27 protein-coding genes are annotated in these 25,497 nt (G+C 51.9%); 15 read left to right on the top strand and 12 right to left on the bottom strand.

What is annotated here, in order from left to right; genetic code table 11:
* Positions 1-45: 45 nt before the first annotated feature.
* Both AABM55_RS07285 and AABM55_RS07280 read right to left on the bottom strand, forming a co-directional pair.
* On the bottom strand, positions 46-888 hold the full coding sequence (locus tag AABM55_RS07285) for a hypothetical protein (RefSeq protein ID WP_347929199.1): 843 nt from the start codon (positions 886-888) through the stop codon (positions 46-48).
* On the bottom strand, positions 888-1,070 hold the full coding sequence (locus AABM55_RS07280) for a hypothetical protein (protein WP_347929198.1): 183 nt from the start codon (positions 1,068-1,070) through the stop codon (positions 888-890). Before AABM55_RS07280 ends, AABM55_RS07285 begins: the two co-directional genes overlap by 1 nt.
* 885 nt (positions 1,071-1,955) lie before the next feature.
* Between AABM55_RS07280 and AABM55_RS07275 the strand changes: the two genes are divergently transcribed.
* The 4 genes from AABM55_RS07275 to AABM55_RS07260 all read left to right on the top strand — a co-directional run bounded on the left by AABM55_RS07275 (position 1,956) and on the right by AABM55_RS07260 (position 7,927).
* A complete protein-coding gene (locus AABM55_RS07275; protein ID WP_347929197.1) occupies positions 1,956-2,612 on the top strand; it encodes a histidine phosphatase family protein in 657 nt (218 codons plus the stop codon).
* 215 nt (positions 2,613-2,827) lie between these two features.
* Positions 2,828-3,403, top strand: coding sequence for a hypothetical protein (locus tag AABM55_RS07270; RefSeq protein WP_347929196.1), 576 nt, complete (start codon positions 2,828-2,830; stop codon positions 3,401-3,403).
* A 349-nt stretch (positions 3,404-3,752) separates the two neighbouring features.
* Positions 3,753-5,924 carry an AAA family ATPase gene (locus AABM55_RS07265; RefSeq protein WP_347929195.1) on the top strand — a complete coding sequence of 724 codons (2,172 nt, stop codon included), beginning with the start codon at positions 3,753-3,755 and terminating at the stop codon, positions 5,922-5,924.
* Positions 5,921-7,927 carry a UvrD-helicase domain-containing protein gene (locus AABM55_RS07260; RefSeq protein ID WP_347929194.1) on the top strand — a complete coding sequence of 669 codons (2,007 nt, stop codon included), beginning with the start codon at positions 5,921-5,923 and terminating at the stop codon, positions 7,925-7,927. The genes AABM55_RS07265 and AABM55_RS07260 overlap by 4 nt, the downstream gene beginning before the upstream one ends.
* A 52-nt stretch (positions 7,928-7,979) precedes the next feature.
* Here the strand turns inward: AABM55_RS07260 and AABM55_RS07255 are convergent, their stop codons facing one another.
* Positions 7,980-8,810 carry a hypothetical protein gene (locus AABM55_RS07255; RefSeq protein WP_347929193.1) on the bottom strand — a complete coding sequence of 277 codons (831 nt, stop codon included), beginning with the start codon at positions 8,808-8,810 and terminating at the stop codon, positions 7,980-7,982.
* 457 nt (positions 8,811-9,267) lie between these two features.
* On the opposite strand from AABM55_RS07255, the gene AABM55_RS07250 reads away from it, so the two are divergent.
* A complete protein-coding gene (locus AABM55_RS07250; RefSeq protein WP_347929192.1) occupies positions 9,268-9,834 on the top strand; it encodes an SLATT domain-containing protein in 567 nt (188 codons plus the stop codon).
* Positions 9,831-11,195, top strand: coding sequence for a reverse transcriptase domain-containing protein (locus AABM55_RS07245; RefSeq protein ID WP_347929191.1), 1,365 nt, complete (start codon positions 9,831-9,833; stop codon positions 11,193-11,195). The genes AABM55_RS07250 and AABM55_RS07245 overlap by 4 nt, the downstream gene beginning before the upstream one ends.
* Positions 11,196-11,625: 430 nt before the next feature.
* Here the strand turns inward: AABM55_RS07245 and AABM55_RS07240 are convergent, their stop codons facing one another.
* The 7 genes from AABM55_RS07240 to AABM55_RS07215 form a co-directional block, all read right to left on the bottom strand.
* A complete protein-coding gene (locus AABM55_RS07240; protein WP_347929190.1) occupies positions 11,626-11,925 on the bottom strand; it encodes a hypothetical protein in 300 nt (99 codons plus the stop codon).
* Between the two features lie 43 nt (positions 11,926-11,968).
* Complete coding sequence (locus AABM55_RS07235) at positions 11,969-12,256, bottom strand: hypothetical protein (protein ID WP_347929189.1); 288 nt, start codon at positions 12,254-12,256, stop codon at positions 11,969-11,971.
* Between the two features lie 172 nt (positions 12,257-12,428).
* The gene (locus tag AABM55_RS07230) at positions 12,429-12,962 is read right to left on the bottom strand and encodes an HAD domain-containing protein (RefSeq protein WP_347929188.1); all 534 of its coding nucleotides are present in this window, start codon (positions 12,960-12,962) and stop codon (positions 12,429-12,431) included.
* 42 nt (positions 12,963-13,004) lie between these two features.
* Positions 13,005-13,154, bottom strand: a complete 150-nt coding sequence (locus tag AABM55_RS29830) for a hypothetical protein (RefSeq protein ID WP_367576149.1) — start codon at positions 13,152-13,154, stop codon at positions 13,005-13,007.
* A gap of 101 nt (positions 13,155-13,255) precedes the next feature.
* On the bottom strand, positions 13,256-13,819 hold the full coding sequence (locus tag AABM55_RS07225) for a hypothetical protein (protein ID WP_347929187.1): 564 nt from the start codon (positions 13,817-13,819) through the stop codon (positions 13,256-13,258).
* Positions 13,820-13,899: 80 nt separating this feature from the next.
* On the bottom strand, positions 13,900-14,304 hold the full coding sequence (locus AABM55_RS07220; RefSeq protein WP_347929186.1) for a hypothetical protein: 405 nt from the start codon (positions 14,302-14,304) through the stop codon (positions 13,900-13,902).
* Between the two features lie 22 nt (positions 14,305-14,326).
* Positions 14,327-14,707: a hypothetical protein gene (locus AABM55_RS07215; RefSeq protein WP_347929185.1), complete on the bottom strand. Its 381-nt coding sequence runs from the start codon at positions 14,705-14,707 to the stop codon at positions 14,327-14,329.
* 242 nt (positions 14,708-14,949) lie between these two features.
* Between AABM55_RS07215 and AABM55_RS07210 the strand changes: the two genes are divergently transcribed.
* Entirely contained in the window at positions 14,950-15,414 is a 465-nt protein-coding gene (locus AABM55_RS07210) for a helix-turn-helix domain-containing protein (protein WP_347929184.1), read from the top strand.
* A gap of 198 nt (positions 15,415-15,612) precedes the next feature.
* The gene (locus AABM55_RS07205; RefSeq protein WP_347929183.1) at positions 15,613-16,254 is read left to right on the top strand and encodes a hypothetical protein; all 642 of its coding nucleotides are present in this window, start codon (positions 15,613-15,615) and stop codon (positions 16,252-16,254) included.
* Positions 16,255-16,542: 288 nt separating this feature from the next.
* On the opposite strand, the gene AABM55_RS07200 is transcribed toward AABM55_RS07205, so the two are convergent.
* Positions 16,543-17,400, bottom strand: coding sequence for a hypothetical protein (locus tag AABM55_RS07200; protein WP_347929182.1), 858 nt, complete (start codon positions 17,398-17,400; stop codon positions 16,543-16,545).
* 299 nt (positions 17,401-17,699) lie between these two features.
* Positions 17,700-18,032, bottom strand: a complete 333-nt coding sequence (locus AABM55_RS07195; protein ID WP_347929181.1) for a hypothetical protein — start codon at positions 18,030-18,032, stop codon at positions 17,700-17,702.
* A gap of 469 nt (positions 18,033-18,501) precedes the next feature.
* Here AABM55_RS07195 and AABM55_RS07190 point away from each other — a divergent pair, with 469 nt between their 5' ends.
* The 7 genes from AABM55_RS07190 (at position 18,502) to AABM55_RS07160 (ending at position 25,484) form a co-directional block, all read left to right on the top strand.
* Positions 18,502-18,942 carry a hypothetical protein gene (locus AABM55_RS07190; RefSeq protein WP_347929180.1) on the top strand — a complete coding sequence of 147 codons (441 nt, stop codon included), beginning with the start codon at positions 18,502-18,504 and terminating at the stop codon, positions 18,940-18,942.
* 158 nt (positions 18,943-19,100) lie between these two features.
* Positions 19,101-20,588, top strand: a complete 1,488-nt coding sequence (locus AABM55_RS07185; protein ID WP_347929179.1) for a Shedu immune nuclease family protein — start codon at positions 19,101-19,103, stop codon at positions 20,586-20,588.
* Between the two features lie 257 nt (positions 20,589-20,845).
* Positions 20,846-21,463, top strand: a complete 618-nt coding sequence (locus tag AABM55_RS07180; protein ID WP_347929178.1) for a histidine phosphatase family protein — start codon at positions 20,846-20,848, stop codon at positions 21,461-21,463.
* A 527-nt stretch (positions 21,464-21,990) separates the two neighbouring features.
* A complete protein-coding gene (locus AABM55_RS07175; protein WP_347929177.1) occupies positions 21,991-22,725 on the top strand; it encodes an ABC-three component system protein in 735 nt (244 codons plus the stop codon).
* Positions 22,718-22,933 (top strand): ABC-three component system middle component 7, encoded by a 216-nt coding sequence (locus AABM55_RS07170; RefSeq protein WP_347929176.1) that lies wholly within the window; start codon positions 22,718-22,720, stop codon positions 22,931-22,933. Before AABM55_RS07175 ends, AABM55_RS07170 begins: the two co-directional genes overlap by 8 nt.
* Positions 22,926-24,554, top strand: a complete 1,629-nt coding sequence (locus tag AABM55_RS07165; RefSeq protein WP_347929175.1) for a DUF2326 domain-containing protein — start codon at positions 22,926-22,928, stop codon at positions 24,552-24,554. Before AABM55_RS07170 ends, AABM55_RS07165 begins: the two co-directional genes overlap by 8 nt.
* A 240-nt stretch (positions 24,555-24,794) precedes the next feature.
* Positions 24,795-25,484: a helix-turn-helix transcriptional regulator gene (locus AABM55_RS07160; RefSeq protein WP_347929174.1), complete on the top strand. Its 690-nt coding sequence runs from the start codon at positions 24,795-24,797 to the stop codon at positions 25,482-25,484.
* The last annotated feature ends 13 nt before the right edge of the window (positions 25,485-25,497 follow it).

Below are 25,497 nucleotides of genomic sequence, written 5' to 3'. Positions count from 1 at the left end.
CGCTCTATAGCGATTTGTGAAGTACAACGTGGTAGAACTTTTCAGTCAGAGCTTTTCAATAAAGCTCCCCAAGCGTTCTAGAAGTCCCTCTTTTGATTTTTCAGTCTGAGATTGCTGGGCTTTGAATCGCTCCCAAACCTCAGACTCGAATCGGCTGATCGAGACAATGTTTTTCTGTGAAAGGATTATCGTGAAACCAATCTTCCTACCTCTTCGCTGCATATCCTCAACTACAGCGGAGTAATCGGTGGTGTAGGTAACCTTAAGAGTATCCTTATCACGGTACCCGCTCATTGTTGGAACGATTTCGAAATCCTCGTCCATTAGGCCCGTCTCATGTAGATCACCTACTGAGGATACTCGACCGACATAGACCTTCCGATCATCCATCGAAAACATGTATTGGCTGTTCTCGTCGCTTATCGAGCTGAGCAAATGCTTGGTCAGCGGAGGAAGGGGTACCTGCGAATTCAGAATCAGCGCCCTAACCTTTGAGGGGCCTATCTGGAAACGAACCATGATCAAAAAAGGTAAGATTCTTGGGCAAAGCCAAGCCAAAAAAAATGAGAGGATTGTGGCCTGCCCAAAAAAAACCCAGAGCGGCGCCCCCTTTTCCTCAATCATCACGTTGCGTACCAGAAACGCTTTCAGGTACTTCACGTAATCGGCATAGTCTGCAATGAAAAAAGAAAAATATAAGTGTTTGCTAACATACATCAGAGCAAAACTTGCTACTGAAGCGATAGCAAAAAGAAAGATTCCGGTTTTCGCAATCAGCATGTACAGCAGTTGGCCATCGTAACGACTGATGGTTGCCTGACGATAAATACTGCCGTGACAAAAGATGTAGCCACTGACCAAAATGGGCAAAATTAACAAAAGCCCCATTATTCACTAGCCACAATTTTTTTTGCTTTCTCGCTCGCAGCGATAAAATTCTTGTTGTTTAGAATTTCTTGCGAATCAATGGACATCCCTCCACGGGAGCTTACACGTAGAGTTTGGAGATCGCGCAACGCCTCCAGAAGCTCCTTCTCCTCCTTACTCGGTTTAATCAGAAGTCCAAGCATTTTCATTCCTCAAGTTCTCCGCCCGTGAAGGGAGGTGTGCGTGCTAGCCTAGCTATCACTTATCGGTACTATAGCACAGCGTGACATGAGTTTTTTACAGCGTGTGCTTAGGTCGCGTCCAAGCGGATGAGCTTACGGTGACCCAGTTTATGCCCGCGAGTCCCACCGCCTCCCCAGGACTCGCCCCGCCCCGCCTCGCCTTTTCAGTAATGAGTCTGCTTAAGAAAACCAAAGACTTAGTAAAGAGGTCATCTGTAGTGGTCAACCAAGGCCGATCATTCCAGGGCCGCTGCGGACATGATCATAAGGTGAGCTTTGAGTGAGTCCAACCACTGTAACGTCGAGATCGCCGAATCGTTTCCTGGTGGGACGAACAGACAACGACTGCTCGCTCTCTTCAATGCTGGAATGCTGAAGCAAAGGATCCTGAACAAGCAGGAAAAGGTAAGCGCCTGGCTAGGCACGCAGTCCCTCAGCTAGTGGCGCGAGGTGAGTCACGCTGAGAAAACAACTGTGATTTATTTAAAATTATTGGCTGGCCATAATTATCGCTTTGCCATAATTCTCAATAATTTTGCACGTATTTGAGCCAGAGCCCAGCAGGCCATTGGGGTCACCAGTCATAGGTGGGCACAAGGCCCGAAGGGACGACGCCCCTAGAGATTACGACGCGTCTCTCTTCCACGGAAGAAGCCACGATGCCGTACGCCGACAAGCTCCCCTCCCTGTTTATTAACAGCTCGCTCTGGATGCGGGCGATAATGAGGTTCACTGGATCGAGCTTTCAGAAGTCGATATGCCACCCCATCCACCTCTACCCTGATTCCAGTCATGCCCCTAGCAACGCTACTGGTGTCGTAAGTCGGCGAAACGACAGGTAAGTCAATGAAGAATGTCAGGCTAGTGCGTCATGGAGAAAGCGCGGCCAATGCCGGGGCAGCCACCCTCGATCATGCAAATATCCCGCTCACCGAAAAGGGAATCGAACAAGCTAAACGAGTGGCGCAATCCGTCGGCCGTGCACCTGAGTTAATCATTGCCTCCCCTTTCTCTCGGGCTCGAGCGACCGCAGATGCGACCATCTCCGTATTCCCTGACGCTCCATTTGAGACATGGCCCATCGAGGAGTTCACCTACCTAGATCCGACCAGATGTGTGAACACCACCGTCGGGCAACGGAAGGCATGGGTCGACCAGTATTGGGCGAACGCAGATCCGTCCTACATTGATGGAGAGGGTGCTGAGTCGTTTCTGGAGTTTATTGGCCGCGCACGATCGTTCCTAGATCGCGTCGCCACACACCCGGCGCAAGAAATCCTAGTCTTTTCGCACGGACAATTTCTCAATGTGGCAGCTTGGCTCATCGAGCGCAAGCTACTCCAGGTTGATGCCCGAGCGATGATCGAGTGGCGCAGTTACGAGATCGATAATCACGTCCCTAATGGTTGTGGCTATGTCGTGACCCGTGCTCTGGGCGACTCGTCGTGGTCACTGAGTGATTCAATCGACATAGATGGTGCGATTAATCCCAACACAAACTGAACTCAACTCACAACTGGATTGAGCGGATGACCGAGTGGGGGCATAGCCCCACTGGACAGCGATAACGGGATTGGTCTACGGTGCAGAGAAAGATAGAAGCCAAAGCTCTAAATTTATTTCGAAGAAACGAAAACATAATAAATGCATCAAGCCAGCAAACATCTTCATTTCTTCACATAACGACATTAACATCCTAGCAAAGTAACCTCATACCAATGCCAAGAGTTAACCGTAATTTTAAAATCTGGATGAAGCGACACTTGATAGCTTGCAGCATTGATCTGATAGAGCGCGGAGTCGGGTTAACGAAACATCATCACTCGCGACTCAACAGCGAAGCAAATCGCATAATGGGCTGCGAGGTTTTGTTCGACTGTGATTCACCAATGGGAGCAAAAGCCTCGCACTACGAACAAGACATCGCAAGGAACTGGAGATTTCGCCTTGAGAAGTCAATTGAACTTGCCTTCAAGCTAAAATTGCTAAAATCCGTCATATATCCGGTAAATCTTTATGGTGACAATACTTACTTCAGCCGCTACGAAGTAACAAAACCCGGAAGAATATTTCGGAAGCTACCTTACGCCTTACAGGCGAGCCTCATCGCTACTTTCATGGCTATCGGTCGTGCCTCTGAAGTCGCCACACGTTTTAAATGGGTCACGGGAATAGCCAGTTTCGGCATGCTGGCAATTAAAGTTTGGCATTCAGGCTTGATCAGTAGCTGGTGGATTGCAGCAAGTGCCGCTACCGGACTAGCGTTAGGTTTTCTAGCTACGCTTTGGCGGTGACCGAATAACCAAAAAAATTCTCTTTCGAGCACTTAATCTTATGGTTCACGGTACATGAAGGGTACTCTACGCTGAGACATGAGCCAGACAGGGGTGTTGGCGCTGATGCGATTTTGAACCAGGCTGCTGGAATTCGTTGATCCACCCGAGTACTCAAAAAAATGATGACCTTGCGAATAATTTCGGAGGCAGCATGTGGGTCAGTCAAAAGCAGCAGACTGGGTGAAAATCGCATCAGCGCCGACAAGTCCACCTGAATCTCGCCAGCGAGCAAGAATCTTGGACGGTTTCGAGTACTATTGGCTGATCCGCCCAATACGCCGCCCCCCTCTTTGAGAGGAACACATGGATGTATTTGTCAGCACTCAAGGTTCAGAATTTCCGTCAGTTTGGCGCAGAGCCGAACCATCTTTTCATTGAGTTCAACAAAGGCGTCACCGCATTAGTGGGGGAGAACGACGCGGGTAAATCATCGGTAATCGATGCCCTGCGGTTCGTCCTTCAAACGCGTGACGGAGAATACGTACGCCTGCAGCCCGAAGACTTCCATATTCCTGCCGAAGGGCCGCAGGCGACCCAGATCACGATCGTTGCAAAATTTGCAGACCTATCCGTCGCGGATCAGGGGGCGTTATCTGAGTACGTCACGTTCAATGGTAGCGCTGCGGTCGTTTACATCCACTGGACAGCACGAAGGCTCTCGGACGACGTACTAGCACGTCGCTGGGTGGATATTGTGGTGCGCAGTGGTCACAGCGGCGGCGGCCCAAGCCTCGACACCAACGTCCGGCAGCTTCTGGCTGCTGCATACCTGCGCCCTCTTCGTGATGCCACACGGGAAATGTCTCCAGGACGTGGATCACGACTGTCGCAGGTGCTCAAAAACTTCCCCAACATCAAGGACGGTACTGGATTCGATACCGATCGGCCCTTGGAAAACCCCGCATCGTTGAGCCTCACTGGGTTAGCAGGTTACTTACGGCATTTAGTGAATCTGCACCCAGGCGTGGCTGCTGCACAAGGCTCAATCAACGACAACTACCTTTCGCATCTTTCGCTTGAGGGGGATGAGCTACAAGGGCGCATCAACTTCGTCGACGGCAGTTCCGAATCCGCCCGTCTCAGGCAGATACTGGAACGCATGGAACTGAGCCTGCTTGACCAAGGATCACAAGAGGCACGGGGCGAGTATGGACTGGGCTCCAATAACCTGATGTTCATGGCCTGTGAGTTGCTGTTGCTGGGCAAGGAGCCTGATGGGCTGCCGCTGTTACTCATTGAGGAGCCCGAGGCCCACCTCCATCCCCAGCGGCAACTGCGCCTGATGGAATTTTTGAGCGAAGCAGCAAACCCCAGAGCCGCCTCCCCCGCTGTCATACAAGAAACGGTAAACGATGAGCGTGTTGAAGACTCATTTCCGTGGAACGAAGGCTCCGGAACCCCTTCATCTGAGTCCACTGACCATCGCGAAACAACTGCGGATGAGGCCAGCCAGGAAAGCGAAACACGCCCGGTACAAGTCATCCTCACCACCCATAGTCCCAACCTCAGCTCCAGGATCGCCCTAGACAATCTAGTGCTCATGCACGGCCGCAAAGCTTATTCGCTTGGGAAGCAGCACACAAAGCTGGATGAAGGGGACTATCGCTTCCTCGCCCGTTTCCTGGACGTAACCAAGGCGAATTTGTTCTTTGCACGTGGAGTGCTCATCGTCGAGGGCGATGCTGAGGCCATCCTGTTGCCGGCGCTGGCGAAGCTGCTCGGAAAGGACTTAACCCGCCATGGGGTGTCGGTCGTAAATGTCGGGGGCATTGGTCTCGGTCGCTATGCCCGCATCCTCCAACGTGCGAGCCCCGGGTCTGGTGTTCTAAACATCCCTGTAGCCTGTGTCTCGGACATGGATGTCATGCCGGATTGCGCTCCAGAAATCTTAGGCTTAGTGGAAGGTGCGGACGATCCGAAATGGGAAAATACTGCACAGAGAAAGTGGCGCGCAACGCGCGATTTTGGTGTCGATGATGAAAGCCGACTTTTCGGTTTGGAGGAGCGACGTCGCCTACGTAAAGCGAACGACGAGCAGAATGTAAAAACGTTCGTGGCGGGGCATTGGACATTGGAATACGACTTGGCCTTCAGCGGTATGGCGCGCGAGGTGTTGATCGCCGCACGCCTAGCTGCGAAGGATGATGCACTTCATACCGGTAGGGAAACGCATGATCAGATCATCGAGCAGGCCATTGCTGAATATGACGGCTATCACAGTTCAAACCTCTCGCCAGAGCAAGTAAGTTCTACTGTCTATGCCCTGTTCCACCGCAAGGTAGCCTCAAAAGCAATCACGGCTCAGTACCTCGTCGATATTTTGGAACAACGCTATCCAGAGGTTGTGGTACGGCGCGAGGGTTCGGAAGAGATATTCCCCGATTACCTCGTTGAGGCGATCACCTATGCGACCTCTCACTTGCAGTTAGCCCACGAGCAGCACCAACCATCGCAGCAACCTGAGCGGCAGACGCCATGATCACATTCCGTGACCTAGTGCCCGAAATAACCGACGAGGACATTGACTGGATCTCAGGACTTATGAAGCTTGAGGGTCTGGATGAGCAGCGCATGGCGTTTCTTCGATCACGAGAAACACTCGACGTATCGGCGTGCCCGGGAAGCGGTAAAACCACATTGCTTGTCGCCAAACTCGCCATCCTTGCCCGCTACTGGAAGAGCCGCACTCGCGGGATTTGCGTGTTATCTCACACCAACGTTGCTCGCCATGAAATCGAGCAGCGCCTAGGGAACACTGAGGTTGGCCGGCGACTGCTGAGTTACCCTCACTACATCGACACGATTCATGGCTTCGTCAGACGCTTTCTTGCCACGCCCTGGCTACTGTGTACTCAAAATCGTTTCACTGCGATCGATGATGAGCTGACTCACCGAGTACGCTCAAAGTACATGTGGGAGGAACGAGAGGACAGGAGGATTCTGCGCGGTTTCCTAGGACATAGAACCTTCGATACCAAATTGCTCCGGTTAGCCAGTACAGACTTTTCCAATCCTCGCCTTGGGGTCGCTCGGGGCACCCTTCCGTGTGGCCCAGATGCTCAAAGCTATCAAATAATGGCGCGAGCGGTAGGAAAGGCAGCCCGGCAAGGGTACTTCTGCTACGACGAAATTTTCGTACTGGGCACCGCCCAGCTTAGTGAGCGACCTAGCGTCACGAAGGGATTGAGGCACCGTTTTCCCTGCGTCTTCATCGACGAGATGCAAGACACCTCAGCGATGCAGAACGACTACCTGAGCGCGATTTTCCCCCGTGACAATCCAGGGATATGCGTAACGCGAGTTGGCGATCCCAATCAGGCGATTTTCGAATCGGACGTCCACACCAATGGCAGTGACTTTCCGGATCGAAGCAGAACAGTCGACATCTCCAGCAGCTTTCGCTTCGATGAGTCGATCGCGTTGTTGGCAAATCCCTTTGCTTTCCGTACCGTTGTAGACGGGCTTTCCGGGCGGCGCAACGCGGATGCGGAAAGGCCACTTCGCCACACCATTTTTATTTTCCCTGATGGTGACTGTAGCGGTGTACTGAATGCTTATGGACGCCTGGTTCTCCAAGAGCTCCCCGTTGCCTTGCATGGAAAAGCCATAGTCTCGGCGATCGGCTATACCCATAGAGACTTCAATCCTGTCGATGCCGACCCGCTACATTATCCAAAGACGGTCGGGCATTACTGGGACGGCTATGACCGTAACGCAGGGGCGGCGGCATACCGCCCTCCGACGTTGATTGAGCGCATTCGTCAAGCGAAGCGGAACCTCGTTAAAGGCGATACCGCACACCATAGCGTTGAGGAAGTCGCCAAGGGGCTTCTCCACCTGGTGAACCTCACCAACCTCACTACCAAAATCAAGATAGGGGCCCGGCAGCATGTCCAGGTTCAGCAACTTTTAACCAACCCAGAAGACTTGGCCAGCTACCAACAACTGGTGGTTGAGCTGCTGTTCACATCCAACATCATCAGCACCGGCAGCTGGTCATCCTACGCACGCCGCTTCTCCGATTTGGCATCAGTGCTTGGTGGCGCGCATGAGCAATCCGAGACAGCACAGGAGTACCTTGCTTGGGTACCGGAAAGCTTAGAGGTTGCGCAGACAGGGGCTGCACATAATGCAGTGAATACCTTCCGAAGCACTCATGAAAATAGTGTGGTGGACATCAAACTCGGCTCTATTCATTCGAGCAAGGGGCAGACCCACACTGCGACGCTTGTGCTTGAAACGTTCAACTACGAGCACTTCATCGCTAGTTTGTTGCCATGGGCTGCCGGGCAAAACAGCCACGGCGGGGCTCGACCTGGAAAGAGAACTACTCAGCGCCTACTTGCCATGTATGTAGCGATGACGCGCCCGACTCACCTGCTCTGCCTGGCAATCAGCAGACGAGCGCTCGGCGAGGGAGAAGCATTCGACGCCAACTGCGTGCAGCTTCGCGAGCAGGGTTGGGACATCCAGCCTTTGTAGCCGTCTGAATGCCACCCCCTACCCGTTTCATGACAGAAATGACCAGACCGTCTCAAACGCCTGAATCGCTTACTGGCTTCTTCCAACGCCATCTCAAACGGTCATCCTGATCTAGCACCCATAAGCCCGACCAGATCGCCAGCCAGAACTGAGCCGTCACCAGCCATCGTCTGCTCATGACCCATCCGATAGCCTTAGCACCTATGCGCACCCATGGGGCAGCGTATTTTGGCCCACCATTAGCAATGGAAACACACGTGCCCGAGTAGGAGTAGGTGCCAAACCATCGCCAATAAATTTCGAGCTCCTGCTTGGCAAATTTCACCGCATCCAAATTCCAATCCATGTCCCAGCGCTGAGACCACTGGGAGTTCCATGTCGACGTTTGGGTCAAGGTTTGGGTCAGACCATCTGGTATAAGGATGTTGCGGCCATCACTCAGTTCGACACTGCAGTGGCGAAGGCGGTAGGTATCTAAAGAGAACCGTACCCTGTCATTCGCCACGTCGATAAGCTCACACACCGGCTGGTTATTCAATTTGAAAATGGCCGGTGTCTTGTCCACGTCGACTGCAATGATCCTGTCTTGGTATTTCACCCCCATACCCCGACCTTCGAACACACATTCGAAGCGGTTGACGGTGCCTTGCTTTGCTCTCAAAGCGATTTTGGATTCTTGGGGCTGCGCGTCAGTGGATTCTGCAAGATAAACGCTGTACTCCAAATGCTCACCAAGCCGCTCCCAAAATGAACCTAACCCATGCTTGCTCGTCCAGCGACGATGAGAATGGAGGTAAGTTTTATAGAACAAGGCCTTTTCGACCTTTCTCCAACACCAGCCAGCCACAAAACCTACGATTCCCCAAGGGACTGAAAGGGTCATTCACTTTTCCTTTGATTGAACGTTTCACAGCAGTTGCCGCATTCCCATTTTTTAACGTTCTGGAACGACGCGCTATCCACATGCAGCATTGAAGAGGTTATGGGGGCCGACGAGAGAAATACAATCAGCGAGATTTTTGCGGGCTCAGCCGCCCTCACACGAACAATGCGCCAGTGAACAAAGGACGGGATGCGGCAAAGCCTCCGCGAGAGGGGGGGCGACGTCAATTATCGGAGGCCAAGGGAAGAGAACGGTCAAGTGGCTGGGTGGCTTCCACGCTTCATAATGGCACTGTAGAATCAGTCGTGAAGGGGTGGGTTTCTCCTCTCGTGCGAACGAGGGCGGTTCTGATAATTAACAGCTTCGGCTGTTGGGTTTCGGCCCACTGATCCCTACGGGATGTTCAACGGTACTCAAATCCCCCCACCCCTTCACCCTTTTCTATGGAGAGATGTGCGTGAATAAGGACAGCGTCTGGTTCACTTACAAGGCACGCATTCAGGCTCATAAGCGTCTGGAGTGGCTGGACTTTCACTCGCAACTCTTGCTGGTATGGTACGCGATCCTCAGCACAGCGCTGGGTGTGCTGACAATCAGACACAGCACGATCCTTGGCCCAGACACAGATGTCATGGCGACGATCCTTTCGGTCGCTCTGCTCGGCATTTCGCTTGCGGTTGCGAACCGCGACTTTCGTGGCCGAGCAATGCTAATGCGCACCAACTATCTGGAGCTGCAGAAGCTTCATCGGGGATTGCCTGATGGCTCACCAACCACCACATCCTCTGCGCCAACACCGGCACAGGTCACCAGATATGACGAACTGTTGGCTGAATCAGAAAATCATCGGGAAATCGATGATCGGATCGCACGCGTTTTTGCCAGCGGTCTCACCACTCGAATGCCCACAGGCTTTGAATACTTTTCAGCCGTATTTTGGCTGACGATGCGATTACTGATTACAGCGTCGCTCTATGCACTCCCGGTACTGGTAGGCCTCTACTCTTTCTGGAACAAACCATGAGCGCGGCGAAAAGCTTTAAAAAGGTATTTACCCGAAAGCGTCTCCAGGAAATCTACACCGATAAAATCAAAAGCTCCGGGGCCATAGGCCTCGACCGCATGCGTCCGGCTAACCTCGACAAACAGTTAAGCGCGGAGCTTGATCACATAATTGAGAAGGTTCACAAGGGTGAATATCGCTTCACTGCCTACAAGGAAAAACTGATTCTCAAGGGGGCCTCGTCGCCGCCTCGGCAGATATCCATTCCAACCGCCAGAGACAGAATCGTCCTACGTGCGTTGTGCAATTGCCTATCTGACGTTTTCCCCATGGCGAAACTCACCCTCCCCCAGACAGTCATCGATTCCCTGAAAACTGCGCTCAATTCCGGCGTGTATGCCGAATACGCCAAAATTGATCTTAAAAGCTTCTACCCATCAATTCCTCACGAATTGGTCGCCGCCGCAACGCGAAAAAAAATTCAGAAACCCGAGTTCAGACAGCTAATTACCGACGCGCTCACAACGCCCACGGTGCCTGAATCTAGGGGAAGTAAAGGAGCCGATCGTCCTACAGTCGGCGTTCCGCAAGGCCTCGCAATTTCTAATGTGCTCGCGGAGATTGCTCTACAAGGGATTGATTCCCTTTTCGAATCTCGGACGGGGATTTGGTACAAGCGTTACGTTGACGACATTCTGATCTTGGGGCCGGCGGGAGTGGCGCACTCTACGGCTAATGAGCTCATCGCGGAATTGAAGGCCTTGAAACTCAACCCGCATGACTTCGAAACGGGATCGAAGTCCAAAGTGGAGAGTTTAACCGACCCCTTCAGTTTTCTGGGGTACCAGATCGAGAGCGGCCAAGTGCTCATTCGCCACGAAAGCATTCTCAGGTTCGAGTCATCGATCGCCAAAATCTTCACGGCATACCGGCACAAACTGGCGACAGCCCGACGTCCTGCTGATAAGGAGCGCGCCCTGGCCTACTGCCAGTGGAAGCTAAACTTGAGGATTACTGGCTGCATATTCAAAGGCAAGCGCCTCGGCTGGGCTGCCTACTTCTGCCAGATCACCACGACTTCCCAGCTGCGTGCCATCAATCACACGATCAGGAAGCTCACAGACCGCTTTTGCCCAAGCGGTGAGATCCATCCGAAGTCTCTGATCAAGACCTTCTACGAGCTGCAGCGGGGCATGAAAGCCAATAACGGATACATACCGAACCTCGATGCTCTCACGATCAGCCAGAAGCGCGAGAAACTTGCCATGTGGCTTGGCGATGACGCCCTGAAGCTGAGTGAAGCAGAGGTGGAGCGTCGATTTGAAATCAAAGCCAGCAAGGCTGTGCGGGAGCTAGAAGAGGATATCGCTCATACCTCCTGACCGTTCAGCCGCTGCGCTTCTCTGTATTTTCGTATGTCGGCTACAACCGATTCAACCCTGATATTCTCGCCGCCACGTTCGCCAATCATTAAGGGATGGAGGCGAAAATAGAAGCCCCGAAAACGCGAACCTTCGAGGCTTTGAATTTATTCATCATGGCGTCTGTAAGCGGGCGCAAGGCCCGAAGGAACGACGCCCTGTTGGCGCTGATGAAATTTTGACCCAAATTGCTGGAGTCGATTGACCCACCCTAATGCACTGGAAGCGATGACCTTGCTCGATATTGCAGAGACTGCAGACGGGTCATTCAAAATCAGCCGCCGGGGTCAAAATCGTATCGGCATCAACAATCGATGGTTCTTCGACAAGCGTAATCACCAGGTCGGTGGAGTAGGATGAGAAGCCGCAACTTGACTGGACGTAGGAGCTGTCAGTCGTCTCCCCAGGGATCGAATTTGTCCCCATACCTAGCGTATAAGGCGCGATTGCGTTCGATCCTCCTAATCCACGGATCGTAGTCCTCGGGCAACGCGGCGAGCTTAGCGCTAATGATCATCTGCACCGCTTCGTCACGCAGTAACCTGCTGGTCAGCTCGCGGTATTCACCTCGCGTAACCACGCCATAAATGGCGTGATTGTCTTTTACATAGAGGTCGGTCATTCCCACCCGCAGATGGCCATATTTTTCTACGTCATCGAGGTAGATGTCCTCTAGGCTGAGGTGTCCCATATCGAGCTCCAGGCTTTAAAGATGACAGCGAAAGCGAGCACCATCATTGGAATCGTTCCTTCGCGCCAGCGCCTACAAAAGCCAGCCAACAGCAGCCCATTAAGTGTGCGCAGATAACCTCGGCACAGACATCACTGTTCTGAGAATCCGCTTTGAACACACCTGACGCAAGTGCCAATTTCAACACCCTGATCAACGCACCAAATTTTCGGACGACCCAGTCGGGCAGCACCAAAAGAAACGGTGGCGACTGCTGGCTGAAGACATTTACCAAAGCACCACCATGGAGGCACTGCTCGAAGCGAGAGGCAAAGCGGAAGGCTACATCCATGGACTTGTGGATGCCGGGCACCTCACGACCAAGGACTACGAGCGCGATTACCTAATTCTGTGCATCGCTCAAAGACGGCGTGAATTCCTGCGCAAATTGCTCACCGAATACGGTTACTGAAGCCAATAAACCTAAGTCTTAGCGGCAATTCCAAAGCGTCGTGGGAATGTTCTTACCTCTCCATCAAGGCTTTAAGCTTGAGCTGCAGCTCCAGTTGGGTCGGCAGTGAACTAAGGCCCAAGTCAGGATCAGTGCGTATCAGCCGTCGATCATCATCTGGCCAGCTTTCAAAAGGGTCATCATCCAAGGCAATCCAATTCGTCAGGCCTGCCCTGGTTACTGCAGCACGAATCTGCTGATAGCGGCTGAACATGTCATAGCCCTCAAGGGGCGCTTTGGGCATCCTCGAGTGCCATGTACTACTCACCGTAAGAGACTGCAACTCTGGCGGTAAGGCTGCGCGTGCACGTCGGTAGCCCAGGATGCGCACCCAGCTTGTCGATAAGCTGATTTTGACTTGAGGAAACTCCTTCAGGATCTCGACAAGGATTCCGGCATGCATCATGAGTTGCCCGGGTGCACGCAATTCCAAACCACTCCGGGTACGGTAAACATCGTCTGGGTGCAGCACCCCATCAAAATCGAGAAATAGAACTCGATCATTCGGCGTCAGCCGGCTGCTTGTCGGGCAGTTCGAATCAAGCATGGTAAAGAAATCTCAAAGCCCGCCTTCCTGGAAGTTAACTGCTTACCGAGAGCTCTGCCGTATGCACTCAACCAACTCCGTCAGTAGCTCGTCGAGACTGACTAGGCCATCCGCATATCGCTGCATCTCAGCAAGGTGCGTAGAGGAAGGCCTCACACCTTCGAGTGCCTGACAAGCAAGAACCTCAGCCACTGCTTTGCGACGTCGTTCGCGGTCGATATCATCGCTCTGCACGTGCCACCTCTCCTTCACTTAGTAAGCCTCCGCCAAAGGGGAGGAATGGTATGAAGTACTTACTTAAAGGCCTTACTGAAGCGCTGAGAAAGCGTCGCAGCATCGATCACCGCCCAGCTTTCCGGTTGGCTACTTTTTCGAATAAAGTTGATCGCACATCCAACCATGAACACGCCAGCAGCGACTCCTTCCCAAGCCGCAGCCTTGAACGTCGCCGGAACGAGGTAACTAGGGTTGACACTACCCGTTACGAGGTGGATCGGATAAGGCGAAATGAAGCAACCAGCAACGGCCACCGCAATCATCAAGGGTACCGCTGCAACTAGCATTAGAACCGGTACTTTGATCTGGTACTGCTTAGCCGCGACAAGCTTGCCGCTCGAACCCTTTACTGCGTAGATGATGGCTTTGTTCTCAGTCTTGTCCTTTTTCTTCGTGAAGATGCCGTACAGGGTCACTCGCTCCCCCGCCTCAATCTCTTCAAAAATCTTTCCTGGCAGCAAAACATTCGGCAACACCTGCCCATCGATAACGATGCGCGCGGTCACAGTCCCCTGCTCAGTAGCAATCACTCGTGGCTTCTCGATCACTCCAGTGACCTGCCGGCAATCAAATCGAATCAAAACGTGCTCCTGCAATTTTTAAAGGCGTAGTCAATCGCACTGCCTGAATGGCAGCAGCGTGGGTGAAAGTGTTGAGTCAGTTACGCTCGAAACGAAAAAACGGTACTCAGTGCTGCTGGCTTCCTTACCCCATCACCAAGCAACAGGTAGACCGTGCTTTTGGTTTCAAACAAGCACGGGTGGTCATGCGAAATTCCGAAATTGGTGCGCACCCAGTGGCCTGGAGAAAAACGTCGGCGGCTGTCTATGACGACCTCATGGGAGTAGACAGCATTTGGTAGCAACCCCATTGATGCGAGTCGATCCTGCTCCGCCTGAGTGAGCTGGAGATCAGCAATGATCCATTGCTTCACTAGGCAGAAAGGCTTCCCCGGAAAAGTCTTTTCAGCCAGCCCTATTATTTCTTCTTGCGCGCCATGCCAACCAAGAACGACTTCCCCATTTCCGTAAAAAAACTGAGCAATCTCATCAAGAGTTACTGACATGGCGCCTCCAGTGTTTGAACCATCATGTGCGTGCACTGGTGTAGATATGGCCCGTTCCGGTGATGAACTCGTAGACGGGGTTTTCCTCGGTGCCAGGCTGGATGCGAATTTCAGAGAGAAGCTCCATTGCGTATGACCCCTGCTCGCACTTTGTGGGTGGAAGTATGAGATGGATGTTCGTCACGATCAGGAATTCGCCCTGCTCCGCTGCACGCATCATCTGAACGGTTTCCACATCCGTAACTAGGTGAGCAACCGGACTAAAGCCACCATCCTCTAATCCCATACCCTCAATCAGAAACGAGTACTCGCACCGACTGATATCGACCGATTTCCAGAGCATTCGAATGCTGTCCGGAGTTCTAAATTGCCCCTGCAAATTGCTGCTATTGGTTACAAACACTGCGGATAAACCCTATTTCAAACCCTGCCAAGCTCTGAATAAGCTCAGCGTAGGCAGCCTTCGATTGACCCTGCTCATGCTTCTGGCAACCGGATAGGGATGCTGCCGAAAGGCACGCGATTCCTTGGCGCTATGCATCCTATTGAATGGCCATCATAAGCAAATATCCCACTATTAACAATTGGAGATATTTGGCGGGCCGATGCGAGTATGGCTCTATCCTTCATTTTGAGAAATTGAACGTGAAGGAAGAGCTAGCCGTCACGCTGCGTGCCATCCGGCAAATGAAAGGATTGGGTTATGAGGCCCTGGCAGGAACCATCAGCCAGAGTAACCTCAGCTTGCTCGAACAAGGGAAAATCCAGGCGACGCTACCGACCCTCGTCAAGATCGCCGAAACGCTCGATATCAACCTTCTGACTCTATTGGCGTTGTGCTTGGCGATCCGTGACAAAGAGGCTCCTGAACATTTGATAAAAAATGCGCAAAGAGAGCTTCAAAGCTTCATCGAGTCGGGCGGCCTTAAAATCATGGAGGATCAGATTCAGGACGGAGCATTGAAAAAACGATCTCGAGGAACTCGAGCGGATGCTCAGAGGGTCAGTGCCGTTGTTGAACTGAAAAAGCAGGGCCTGACACAAGCCGAAGCTGCGCGCGAGCTGGGTTTGCCCACATCGACTGTTCAACGGTACTGGCAAAAGGAGTAAGCCTTTGAAGGCAGAATCTCCACCACGACGCGCCTCATCATCGCCTTATCCATCAACGTTTCAATACGGGATGGAGCGCGTCAGCGAACCTAGTGATAGGTGGGTTTTGAGTTTCATCACCCTCATCTAAGCACAACAGTCCACGCACGATTGCTTCGGGGATGCAGGCTGACTTTTTGGAAATGTGAGACATTAGGAATGCGAAAAACAAAAGCAGATATTGCTGCTGCGACAATTTCCTCTGAAACAAAGCACAATCTACTTAGCCAAACCATCCTCAATTATGTGACTGTACTGGGGATAGTGATCGGCGGGATTTGGATTGCCTTCAACGTTATCTATGTTAAGCAGGAACAGGAAATCGCAAGCTATACCTTGCGAGAATTGAAGCAAAAGACCTCGCTGGCTCCTCACGTACGGTCAAAGGTCACAGCAACAGTCTCACCAAAATCCGATGCCCCCTCCACCGTTCAGGTGCGCGTAGAGCTTTCTAATCAAGGTACGGCCGCATCCCGAGTTATCTTGGATAATTTTGCACTTTCGGTGACGGGAATAGCGTTCAAAGAAGGTATTCCTCTCTATCTCACAGAGGTACCCGTTGGAAGCACTCGTTTCAAAGGCAACTTCCGTCAGGTTGGCGACTTTATTGATATCGGCGCGGGTGAAACCTATGACATCAGTTACATTTTTCAGCTGAGTGCCCCCGGAACGTACTTGATCAGATTTTTGGCAAATATGGATAGCCCTTACCTGAAAGAATACAAGCAAAAGGTCGGCACACCGGCTTACTCGGAATATTCCACTGGCGACGACACATACATCTCCATCCAACAATTTTAACCCCTCCAAACTAGCTTATTGACAACCTGCAGAAACGCCCGTGGTGTCGTTGGGATATGGCCAGTGGCTTGCGTGTCGAGACTCAGGGGAGACACTGACGGATCGATACGGAGACAGTGAAAGAATCTGTATGCGCCCTTGGAGCCGCCATGACTATCGATGATGCGCTGCACGCGGGGGTAAGGTGCGCTATGGTATTCGTTCATGATTACCAAGATCGGTAGAACTACCTGCAAACTAGTGCCACCTCTGCCAGATGTTTCGGATAGCTAATACCCCCGCCTACAGCTAGACCTTTTCCTTCTTTCTTTTTGGCGGCTCTTTTCCCTGAGCAGCTTTGGCAACAATGTCCCTTGCTTTTGTTACAGCCCTGCTTAAGCTTGGGAGTGCTTCAATCGACTCCAAAAAGCCTGGAAATTTAGTCCTGGCGGGATGATCACTAGGCGCCCCGAGGAAGGTTTCACGGGCAGACTGGTAGTGCTCATGCATCCAAATATATTTGGACAATACGCCGACACTTTGATGTTTCAAGCCACGCTTAATTAGGCCAGAGATTGTAGCAAGGTACTCGGGATAAAAGTCGAATTCCCCCGCAACCTTTTCCGCTACTGACTCGGAGGAAAAATAATCGAAATACCATATCCCATCGTTCTCGTCTTTCACGAGAACCTGCTTTATCGTCTCCACCACCTCTGCAGATGAGTCCTCCAAGAGCTCGTTGAAAACTTCCGGGTCGAGGATCACTCGTGGGTATTTGGCCACCTCTGACTCAAGGTAATACGCACGATTCATGGCCGGGCCGAGGACAGCTGTGTCAGAGTGGTGCAGCTCCCCATAGGTAAGCCCTCCACGTAGTAGGTAGCCCCGACCAATTATTCTAACCACAATGAGGCTGAGCTTATTCACGATCTCGAATAGAGCATCCGCACTCTTAACCTTATAAGAAATCACAAGACAGTCAGAGAACTGGGAAACGTGGAAGTCAGACTTATTTCCTATTTTCGCTGTGCTTGCTGCATCTTCTAGTGCACCGACAATCTTGTTCAGCGCTTCATTATCTGCTGCTGTTTCTTCAACGATATCCTTGAAACCCAGAAAGTCAATAAACAGAGTCAGCCGCTTCTGATACATAGCAGTTTTACCCATATCCTCTCCCCCGAGGAAAATCCATTTATTGAGCCGCTTGCTTAAAGTGATCTTGCGACCCGTAGAGTACCCAGAGCTTCTTCGACAAAGTCTGAGTGGTTGAGATGCTCGACTTCAGGAGCTTGCCTCGCTCGCGAGGGATCTCCAAAGTCATGAAGCACTACGAATCGGTGCGAACCCGCGTTCCGCAGATCCTTCTGTGAGAGGAGAATTCCCTCGTCGCCATCATAGTCTTCTGCCAGCTCAGCCAAGCCGTACATCGCGTACACGCCTGAGCTAGAAAGGTGGCACCCAATCATTTACATCGATTTGACCGAGACTACCTCCACGTACTTGTACCTTTTCCTGGCAGACTTCACAGCGTCTTGCTCAGCAAGCAACGAGCTCAACGTGTCAGCTTCGTGAATCAGCTCGTGCATCTTCCCCTCGAATTCGTTCCCCACCCGAAGAGTAACCTTTAGCCTAGGCGTAAAGGCTTTCGCCTTTTTCTTCTTGGCAATGGGCGCTGCTACAGGCTTGGTGAATACGACCTCTGGCACGGGTTCGTGCACGGGAGGGACATTCAAAGGTACTTCCGGCTGGGTCGTACCAAACAAAGCACGACGCATTTCTTGTTCTAGATCAGAGTTCATGGAGCATCTCAAAAGTGCAGTAGTAAGCTCGAAAGATTCAAATAGGATGGCTGTTCTAGGCATCCTTTTAAAGTACAGCTGGACGTCAGATGCCCAAGTCGATTTCGAGGCAAGCCCCCCCTCCAGGCTCGAGATAGCTTGTCCTTCGGGAGTCGAGTAATGAGCCCGTCTGCTAGATCGCTCGCGTGGCGAGCGTACAACGTTACCTTACCCGCAACTGGCATTCGACCCGGTACGAAGGCCCCCAAACGCTCCTGGGCAATTTTCAGTATATTCAGGACTTGTTGGCTCACGTGGCCGGTGCTCAGATGCTCGACTAATCGTGTGGGTGGAGACGAAGCGCCTCGCCAAAGCTCCACAACCAGCTCAAGTAGCTCATCATGGCCAAGATGCTGGAGGGCCATATCCCACAGCAGTCCCTCCTGCGCCATATTTAGGCGGGCCCTAGTCATCACGGAGGTTTGGTAGCATGAGGCTCTTTCTTGATTGCGAGTTTACCCAGCTATCAGTAGCAGCGAAGCTGATATCCCTGGCACTGGTAGCCGAGAATGGGCGCGAATTCTACGTTGAATTGCGGGATACGTGGGGAGCCGAGGATTGCAGTGACTTCGTAAAGGAGATCGTGCTTCCAAAGCTATGGGGCGGAAGCTACATGTTGCCCATCATCGATGCCAGGATGTCACTTTTAGAGTTCCTAGCGTCTTTCGATAGTGAGATCGAGATCGTTACGGACGCCCCGCAATTTGATTGGGAGCTCTTTTGCGAGCTGACCTATGCAGAGGGACGCTGGCCAAGAAACGTGCGAAATTTTCCCACCGATGCGACGACGCTATCCCCTACCACTGCCGGAGAAAAGTTACCGCACCACGCTTTGCTAGACGCCAGGATTATCGCTGGCATGTTCAGTTAAAGCATGGACGACTTAGAACCTTCGCAGTGATATACCGATCTCTCCAGCCAACCCTCCCATCAATCACTTTTCCGGGACACTAGCGGCTCGCTAGACTCGCTTTGGCTCCGCCAGTGTGTGGGCAAGTAGAATCCACATTTGATCAAGGACGAAAGCTCATGCCATCTATGCGCCCCTCACAGTACGCCATGCAACAGCGCGCAGATGGCGGCCCATTCCTTCGTTTCGACAATGGCGAAGCGAGAGGGTTGAGCCAGGGAGAACTCGAAGCACTAGAGTCGGGCGAATACGACGAAAATGACTTCTACGGCCCCACACTCGTTTTCTACAGCGATGTACCTCTGCCGGACAATAGGTCAGGCTGGCATCTCCTATTGATGGTCACCTCCGAGTATTTGACCATTTATCCTATCAACGCCCGCTCGGAACACTCTGAGTACGGTAAGCCCAAGTACGACACCATCCAGTCGATAGTGGTCACTCGCCCTGTCTTCCAAGAATATCCACATCCTAATAATCAGGATGAGCTTGAGGATTTACTAGGACTTCTCCCTGTAGGGCTCACCAAAGACTGGCGCTACGGTCTCGGCTTCCACTACGAGTACCGATACATCATCCAGGCTTTAAATGATTTGGAGGGAATCGACACACTGTTTCTGCATGGTGGGCCAGGGAACTTTGATGCGAAAATCGAAGGCAATCAATTCTGTTTAGGCGTTGCTCAGCTTGAGAAAATGGAGCGAAGCCTTGATCGGCTAACTCAGCGGCATCAGCGAGAAACCGCTGCCGACAAAAAACTTGTTTGCTACACGGGGCTCCTGCACAAAGCGGCCCCTGAGCTTTTTCCTCCCCGTGAACGCAAGCTCCCGCCAGATCTGCTTGCAAATCTGGTATCGCTGGGGTCAGTGGCACCCCGTCTATCACCCAAAGATCAAAAGCAGGCCGTCATGCTTGCGCAGCAAAGCGTCCCCGCGCTGGCGAAATCTGCACCGAAAACCCTGTATCAGCTGAAGTCTGAGATCGAGTTCATAACGCTCGGAGAACTCATTGAGGTCTACCGAAGGATGCTGGAGAGCAACGCCTCTGAGAGCAAGTGGCAGAGCTTCCTGGGTGAACATCCTTTTGTGCTCGACATGGCATTCGGCTATCCAGTGAAGGTGATTTCAGAACAACCCTATGTCGGTGGTAAGAACCTCAGAGGTCAAGGAGGTCAGTATTCGGATTTTCTCATGGCGGCGAAGGCCACTGGAAACCTCGCTCTGATCGAGATCAAGCACCCTGGGCAAGATTTACTCGGCAAAGCCTACCGCAAGACCTACGTGCCCTCCTACGAGCTCAGTGGATCCGTGGCCCAAGTCATCAGTCAGAGAAGCGTTCTACAGAAGAGCATTTCCAACCTGACCGATGCCGATGACCACGATGAACGTGTCTACGCACATGCCGTGGCGGCCATTGTCATCATTGGTCGAACCCCATCAAAGGTCAGTGAGCAGCGTGCTTTCGAACAGTATCGGAACAGCTTGAAGGATGTGCTCGTGATTACTTTCGACGAAATGCTGGGACGGCTTGAGGGCATTCACCAAGCCCTATCGCCGAAGCCGCCGGCAGCACACCTACCCCTTGGTGATGAAGACCTACCTTTCTGAAATGGCCGTCACTGAGGCTGTGCAGGCGCCTTAAGTCGCTGATCGGAGAAAGGCCAGTGAGCCGCGAGCAAAGTGAAAATTCTGCACCTTGCATCTTGGGGATCGGCCTGATGGAAGACCTTCAGCGCTTCCAGTGCCTCGGTCGGGCATCAGCACCTTGCTCAGATCTTTCTTCACGGTCTCTCCGATGGCTATCCCACACGCTGCCATGCCAGCATTGTGCAAATCAGGCCATGAGAGCCAGGGAAGAATAGTCGATGAAGAAAGTTAGGCTGATACGTCACGGCGAGAGCGCCGCCAACGCTGGCGAGCGCACCAGGGATCACGCAAGCATCCCTTTGACGGCAAAAGGCTTGGAACAAGCCCACCTGGTCGCTCGGTCGCTCACGATTGCTCGTGGCCTAGTCGTTACCTCACCGTTTCTGCGCGCCCAAGCCACGGCGCTGGCCACAACGGCCCTCTATCCCACAGCCGTCTTCGAGACTTGGCCGATTCACGAGTTCACATACTTGGCGCCTGCACGTTGCGTAGACACGACGCTCGCACAGCGGCGCGGATGGGTCGATGCTTACTGGCAGAGATCAGATCCAGCCTTTTCAGACGGTGAAGGAGCTGAGTCTTTCTTCGACCTTGTGGCCAGGGCGTTGGCATTTCTTGAGCGACTAGCGGAGCAACCGGCCAATGACATCGTTGTGTTTTCGCATGGGCAATTCATGAACACCGTGCGCTGGCTCCTCGAGAATTGGCCCCTCGAGGTGGACGGTCATGCAATGCTGGATTGGCGTCAGTACGAGATAGCGAACCATGTCCCGAATTGTCAGGGGTTCTCGCTCAGCAGGCATGCGGACGGAAAAGATTGGGTTCTCGGTCGTTGATGCCACCTCTAACTCGCGCTCACGCCTCTGCTCCCAATCGGGACGGCGGTCGGGATAGAGGACGTTAAAGACGCGTTTCAAAACCTTCAGCATCATTCCTAGCCTGATTTGAGGGAGGCAAGCTCTGACGATCATACCTCACAGCTTCTATGATGCTCACACTGCCATCGGCTGTCCCGCGCTCAAAAGATTGGATTGGCGATACCGGCGATGATGGCAAAATGGTATGTTGCGCAAGACAAGTGGAAATCAGGCACAGGGAATGTGGAATCTTGAACAGGCAGCCTGCGAAAGCAGCGTGTCTATATCAACAAGCGCAGCCGCCACGTCAGCTTACAGCGTTTTACTACTCTCCCAACCATCCGTAGGTCAGGCGATCCCATCTTGCCGTATGGTGCCTATACCTGCGCCCAGTCATAACTCTTCTATCAGCCAGCCGGGGCACTGCTCAGCCCTGAGTGGCGTGCAGACAATTTAGGTTTTATATGGCGAATGTAAGGACACCATACCATCCTGAAGAGCACAGCATGCTTTATGCGGAGACAGGTGGTATCTGTCCGCTTTGCGCTCTTGTAATCATAGATAAGAAGCCAGGTTCAAAAAACCCTAGAAAGTTTTATGAAGTCGCTCACATCTATCCTCTGAACCCGACTGCCGCTCAAACTTTGGCATTGGTAAATCACACGATACCTATCGACATCAATGGGCTCGACAACGTGATCTGCTTGTGCCCTTCTTGTCACCGGAAGTACGACAAGGACTTTAAGATTGAAGAATATGATCGGTTGCGTGAAATCAAGGACGGTTTCATCCGAGATACGGATGCCAGAAAGTCGATTTCTGAGCACGGCCTCAGGATTGAGATAAGGGAGCTGATTGAGTCCTTCGCTGATCTGGACGACGAAAGCCTTGTCGCCTTTGACTTAGAACTAAATGCTTTCACCTTGAAAGAGAAACTAAAGAAAGGTGCCAGCAACGTCTTGAAGCGCAACATACGACATGATGTGGTTGGCTATTTCGTGACAATCCGGGACGAACTGCGGCTGCTTGAGCAACGGGATCAAGCAGCCGTAAAAATGCTGCTCAACCAGGTCAACACTTATTTTTGGGCGATGCATAGAGAACACCCCGACAACAAAGATGTCGTTTTCAATTATATCGCTCAATGGATCAGCGCCAGGAGCGGTAAGTCGCTAGACGTTTCGAAAATCATCACTTCATTCTTTGTTCAAAACTGCGAGGTTTTCGATGCTAGTGCCTAGTAAGTTTACAAAGCTTGAAGAATCCACCATTTTCAAGATGCACGCCATTCTAGCAGGGAAGGAGCCTGGTGAAACTGTAGCCCAAGCCCTCGCCAAGACTCGCGATCAATTCTTAGACGCATCTGAATTTCTTGCTGCGATGGATGTTTTATTTTTCTTAGGTTATCTAGATGTTCAGGATGAAACTGGAGTGATTGAATATGCTTAAACAGATAAAATGCAACCTATTCAATCAAAGCCCTATTGAATTCCATGCTGGGCTAAACATTGTCCTTGGTGATGATGAAGCCAAGAACTCCATTGGCAAATCATCAGCCCTCTTGGTGATCGACTTCGCAATGGGCGGTAGTAGCCTATTGGTAGACGACGCAGGAGTGATTAAGGTACTTGGGAGCCATTCATACGAAATCACATTTGATTTCGGTGGTGCCCCCCTATTCGTCACCAGATCTACTGAGCAGCCAGACGTTGTTGAAATCTGTAACTCAAACCATGTCAAAGAAGACGAAATATCACTTGAAGCGTATAGAGAGAAGCTCAAAAGCCTATATGATCTGTCTGAGCTAGAGAGCTCCTTCCGATCCATCGTTGGCCCATTTGCTCGGATATGGAACAAGGGAGAAGCTGATCCAGATCATCCATTAGCGGGAGCTTCAAAAGAAAGACTCAGCGCGGGCGTGGCCAGGTTGCTCGATCTCTTTGAGCGTACGGGTGATGTTTCCGTGGAGCGGGCTGTACTTCAGATCTTGAAAGATAAAAAAGATTTGATGAGGAAGTCGATGACTGCGGAAATTATCCCTCGGATCACGATGACCAAATATAAATCTAACAGTCAGCTCATTAAAACCAATGCGCAAGCCATCAGTGACATTAAGGATAACTTCGCTGGTGCCATCACCGCATACGAAGCCCTGTTCGATGAAAAACTAAGGGCCATACAACAAACCAAAAATGAGATGATCAATAAGAGAAATCTGATTTCGGCTAGAAGAGAAAAACTTCAGAGAGATCTCTCTGGCGTATCCCCTCGCCTGGCTGCAAACATAGCCCTCGTTGCTGAGTTCTTCCCAGAGGCCAACCTTGAACGTCTCGAGCAGGTAGAGCAGTTCCACGCGAAAATTGGCAAGCTAGTAAGCAAAGAACTTAAAAGTGAACTTGAGCTTTTGGTCGCAAATGAGTCTGAGATTACCGGCCTCATCACCGACCTGGATGAGCAAATAAAATACACTCTTAAAGCTAAAGGCACTCCAACAGACCTTTTCGCGAAGGTGTTTGAACTCAAAGAGGTTACCGACAAGGCTAGGGAAGAAAATAAATTCTTCGAGCAGAAAGTTTCCATTGATGATAGCGAGACAGCTTCCAAAACTCGCCTAGACGCTATCTACGACAAAATCTTCCTTGAAATTGAAGGCGCTATAAATCATAAACTTGAGAAATTCAACAATCTTGTTTACGGGCCTGAGCGTAACCCGTCCCAGCTTCGCATTAAGAGTGCTAACTCTTACAGCTTCACCTCTCCACTGGATACTGGAACAGGCAAATCGTATGCGGGGTTGGTCGGGTTTGACCTATCAATGTTGTCGCTCACGCGCCTGCCATTCGTCATCCATGATTCGATGATATACAAAAATATCGAAATTGCCGCCACTGAACATATCATTAAGATCCTGGCCTCCTTCAAACAAAAGCAGATTTTCCTAGCTTTTGATGAGGCAAAGAAGTTCAGCAGCGCAACTCAGAAAATCCTGCAAACCAATACGGTATTACAACTGCACCGCGACAAACTGCTTTATAGCAAGGATTGGAGGGCGAAAGAGAAGAGAACGTAGCGGGGCCTAGACGGCGAGGCATGAGCACGGGGATGCTCATACATACCTCACGGTTGTTGAAGCGGCTCTGTGCGCCAGTCTTGCCGGCTTGCTTAACCTGTCTCTACTGGAGGGTGATCTGTGGCAGCCGAAGGCAGGATGAGCCTAGGTTCAAAACTGTCAGGTTCGTGTCGTGTCGCCCGGCTTTCCTCCGACTCATACTCGAACCATCTGAACAGCCACTGAAACAGGGGACACGAGATGAGCAGCTTCGAGAGCGTTGAAACCCGCGTACTGAGCAAAGGTGAACTGGGCCACGTAATCAGGTATCTGCGCGAACTCCGCCAGTGGTCTCAGGAGACTCTGGCAGAGCTCGCCAAGACGACACCCAGAACCATCCAGCGGGTTGAAGCAGGGGCCGGGGCCAGCCTCAACACGCTTCGCTCTCTCGCCTCTGCCTTTGAGTTCCAGGACATCGATGCATTCACGAAACCCATGGTGATTCCCACCGAGGAGCAACTGCGCGCTGCTCGTGAGCAGTTCGATCAGAAATATGTCATGACGAAGGCATTGAAGCCCGAATCAGGCAGGGGCTTGGCCAAGCTTGCAGCTGAAAGCATCGGCGATTACATCGAGCCCGCCTTCGAGCCTTCCAAAGACCAGGCGCTGGCATTCGCGGAGCTAACTGATTACCTACGGGACTATCGCGACTGCGCCGAGCTTTATTCAAGCACAGCGCGTTTGGAGGTGTTTGAAGAGCTCCAGGCCATGATCGAACGCCTGAATGAACAGGGCGTTACTCTGCGCTATGCAACCTGCCCAGTGATCCAGAATACGACTTCAAATTCGCAGGAGGGAGCACTGCCAGTTGGAGACGTGCTTTATCTGGTTGGCTTCAAAGAAGGTGAAGCCCCAGAAGAATTGGCACTACCCCGGAAAATGGGTATTTAGTGAAGGAGTTTTG

It is taken from the genome of Pseudomonas helvetica (assembly GCF_039908645.1).
Lineage (GTDB): Bacteria > Pseudomonadota > Gammaproteobacteria > Pseudomonadales > Pseudomonadaceae > Aquipseudomonas > Aquipseudomonas helvetica.
The sequence above is the reverse complement of the archived record's forward strand: the minus strand, read 5'-3'. Positions and strand labels throughout refer to the sequence as shown.

Coding starts and splice junctions, on each gene's coding strand:
- AABM55_RS07240 (WP_347929190.1), bottom strand. CDS start 11,925: ATGGGACACCTCAGCCTAGAGGACATCTACCTCGATGACGTAGAAAAA.
- AABM55_RS07205 (WP_347929183.1), top strand. CDS start 15,613: ATGCGAAAAACAAAAGCAGATATTGCTGCTGCGACAATTTCCTCTGAA.
- AABM55_RS07160 (WP_347929174.1), top strand. CDS start 24,795: ATGAGCAGCTTCGAGAGCGTTGAAACCCGCGTACTGAGCAAAGGTGAA.
- AABM55_RS07270 (WP_347929196.1), top strand. CDS start 2,828: ATGCCAAGAGTTAACCGTAATTTTAAAATCTGGATGAAGCGACACTTG.
- AABM55_RS07265 (WP_347929195.1), top strand. CDS start 3,753: ATGTATTTGTCAGCACTCAAGGTTCAGAATTTCCGTCAGTTTGGCGCA.
- AABM55_RS07275 (WP_347929197.1), top strand. CDS start 1,956: ATGAAGAATGTCAGGCTAGTGCGTCATGGAGAAAGCGCGGCCAATGCC.
- AABM55_RS07185 (WP_347929179.1), top strand. CDS start 19,101: ATGCCATCTATGCGCCCCTCACAGTACGCCATGCAACAGCGCGCAGAT.
- AABM55_RS07230 (WP_347929188.1), bottom strand. CDS start 12,962: ATGCTTGATTCGAACTGCCCGACAAGCAGCCGGCTGACGCCGAATGAT.
- AABM55_RS07245 (WP_347929191.1), top strand. CDS start 9,831: ATGAGCGCGGCGAAAAGCTTTAAAAAGGTATTTACCCGAAAGCGTCTC.
- AABM55_RS07260 (WP_347929194.1), top strand. CDS start 5,921: ATGATCACATTCCGTGACCTAGTGCCCGAAATAACCGACGAGGACATT.
- AABM55_RS07190 (WP_347929180.1), top strand. CDS start 18,502: ATGAGGCTCTTTCTTGATTGCGAGTTTACCCAGCTATCAGTAGCAGCG.
- AABM55_RS07175 (WP_347929177.1), top strand. CDS start 21,991: ATGCTTTATGCGGAGACAGGTGGTATCTGTCCGCTTTGCGCTCTTGTA.
- AABM55_RS07200 (WP_347929182.1), bottom strand. CDS start 17,400: ATGGGTAAAACTGCTATGTATCAGAAGCGGCTGACTCTGTTTATTGAC.
- AABM55_RS07280 (WP_347929198.1), bottom strand. CDS start 1,070: ATGCTTGGACTTCTGATTAAACCGAGTAAGGAGGAGAAGGAGCTTCTG.
- AABM55_RS07285 (WP_347929199.1), bottom strand. CDS start 888: ATGGGGCTTTTGTTAATTTTGCCCATTTTGGTCAGTGGCTACATCTTT.
- AABM55_RS07180 (WP_347929178.1), top strand. CDS start 20,846: ATGAAGAAAGTTAGGCTGATACGTCACGGCGAGAGCGCCGCCAACGCT.
- AABM55_RS07235 (WP_347929189.1), bottom strand. CDS start 12,256: ATGGATGTAGCCTTCCGCTTTGCCTCTCGCTTCGAGCAGTGCCTCCAT.
- AABM55_RS07195 (WP_347929181.1), bottom strand. CDS start 18,032: ATGAACTCTGATCTAGAACAAGAAATGCGTCGTGCTTTGTTTGGTACG.
- AABM55_RS07165 (WP_347929175.1), top strand. CDS start 22,926: ATGCTTAAACAGATAAAATGCAACCTATTCAATCAAAGCCCTATTGAA.
- AABM55_RS07255 (WP_347929193.1), bottom strand. CDS start 8,810: ATGACCCTTTCAGTCCCTTGGGGAATCGTAGGTTTTGTGGCTGGCTGG.
- AABM55_RS07220 (WP_347929186.1), bottom strand. CDS start 14,304: ATGTCAGTAACTCTTGATGAGATTGCTCAGTTTTTTTACGGAAATGGG.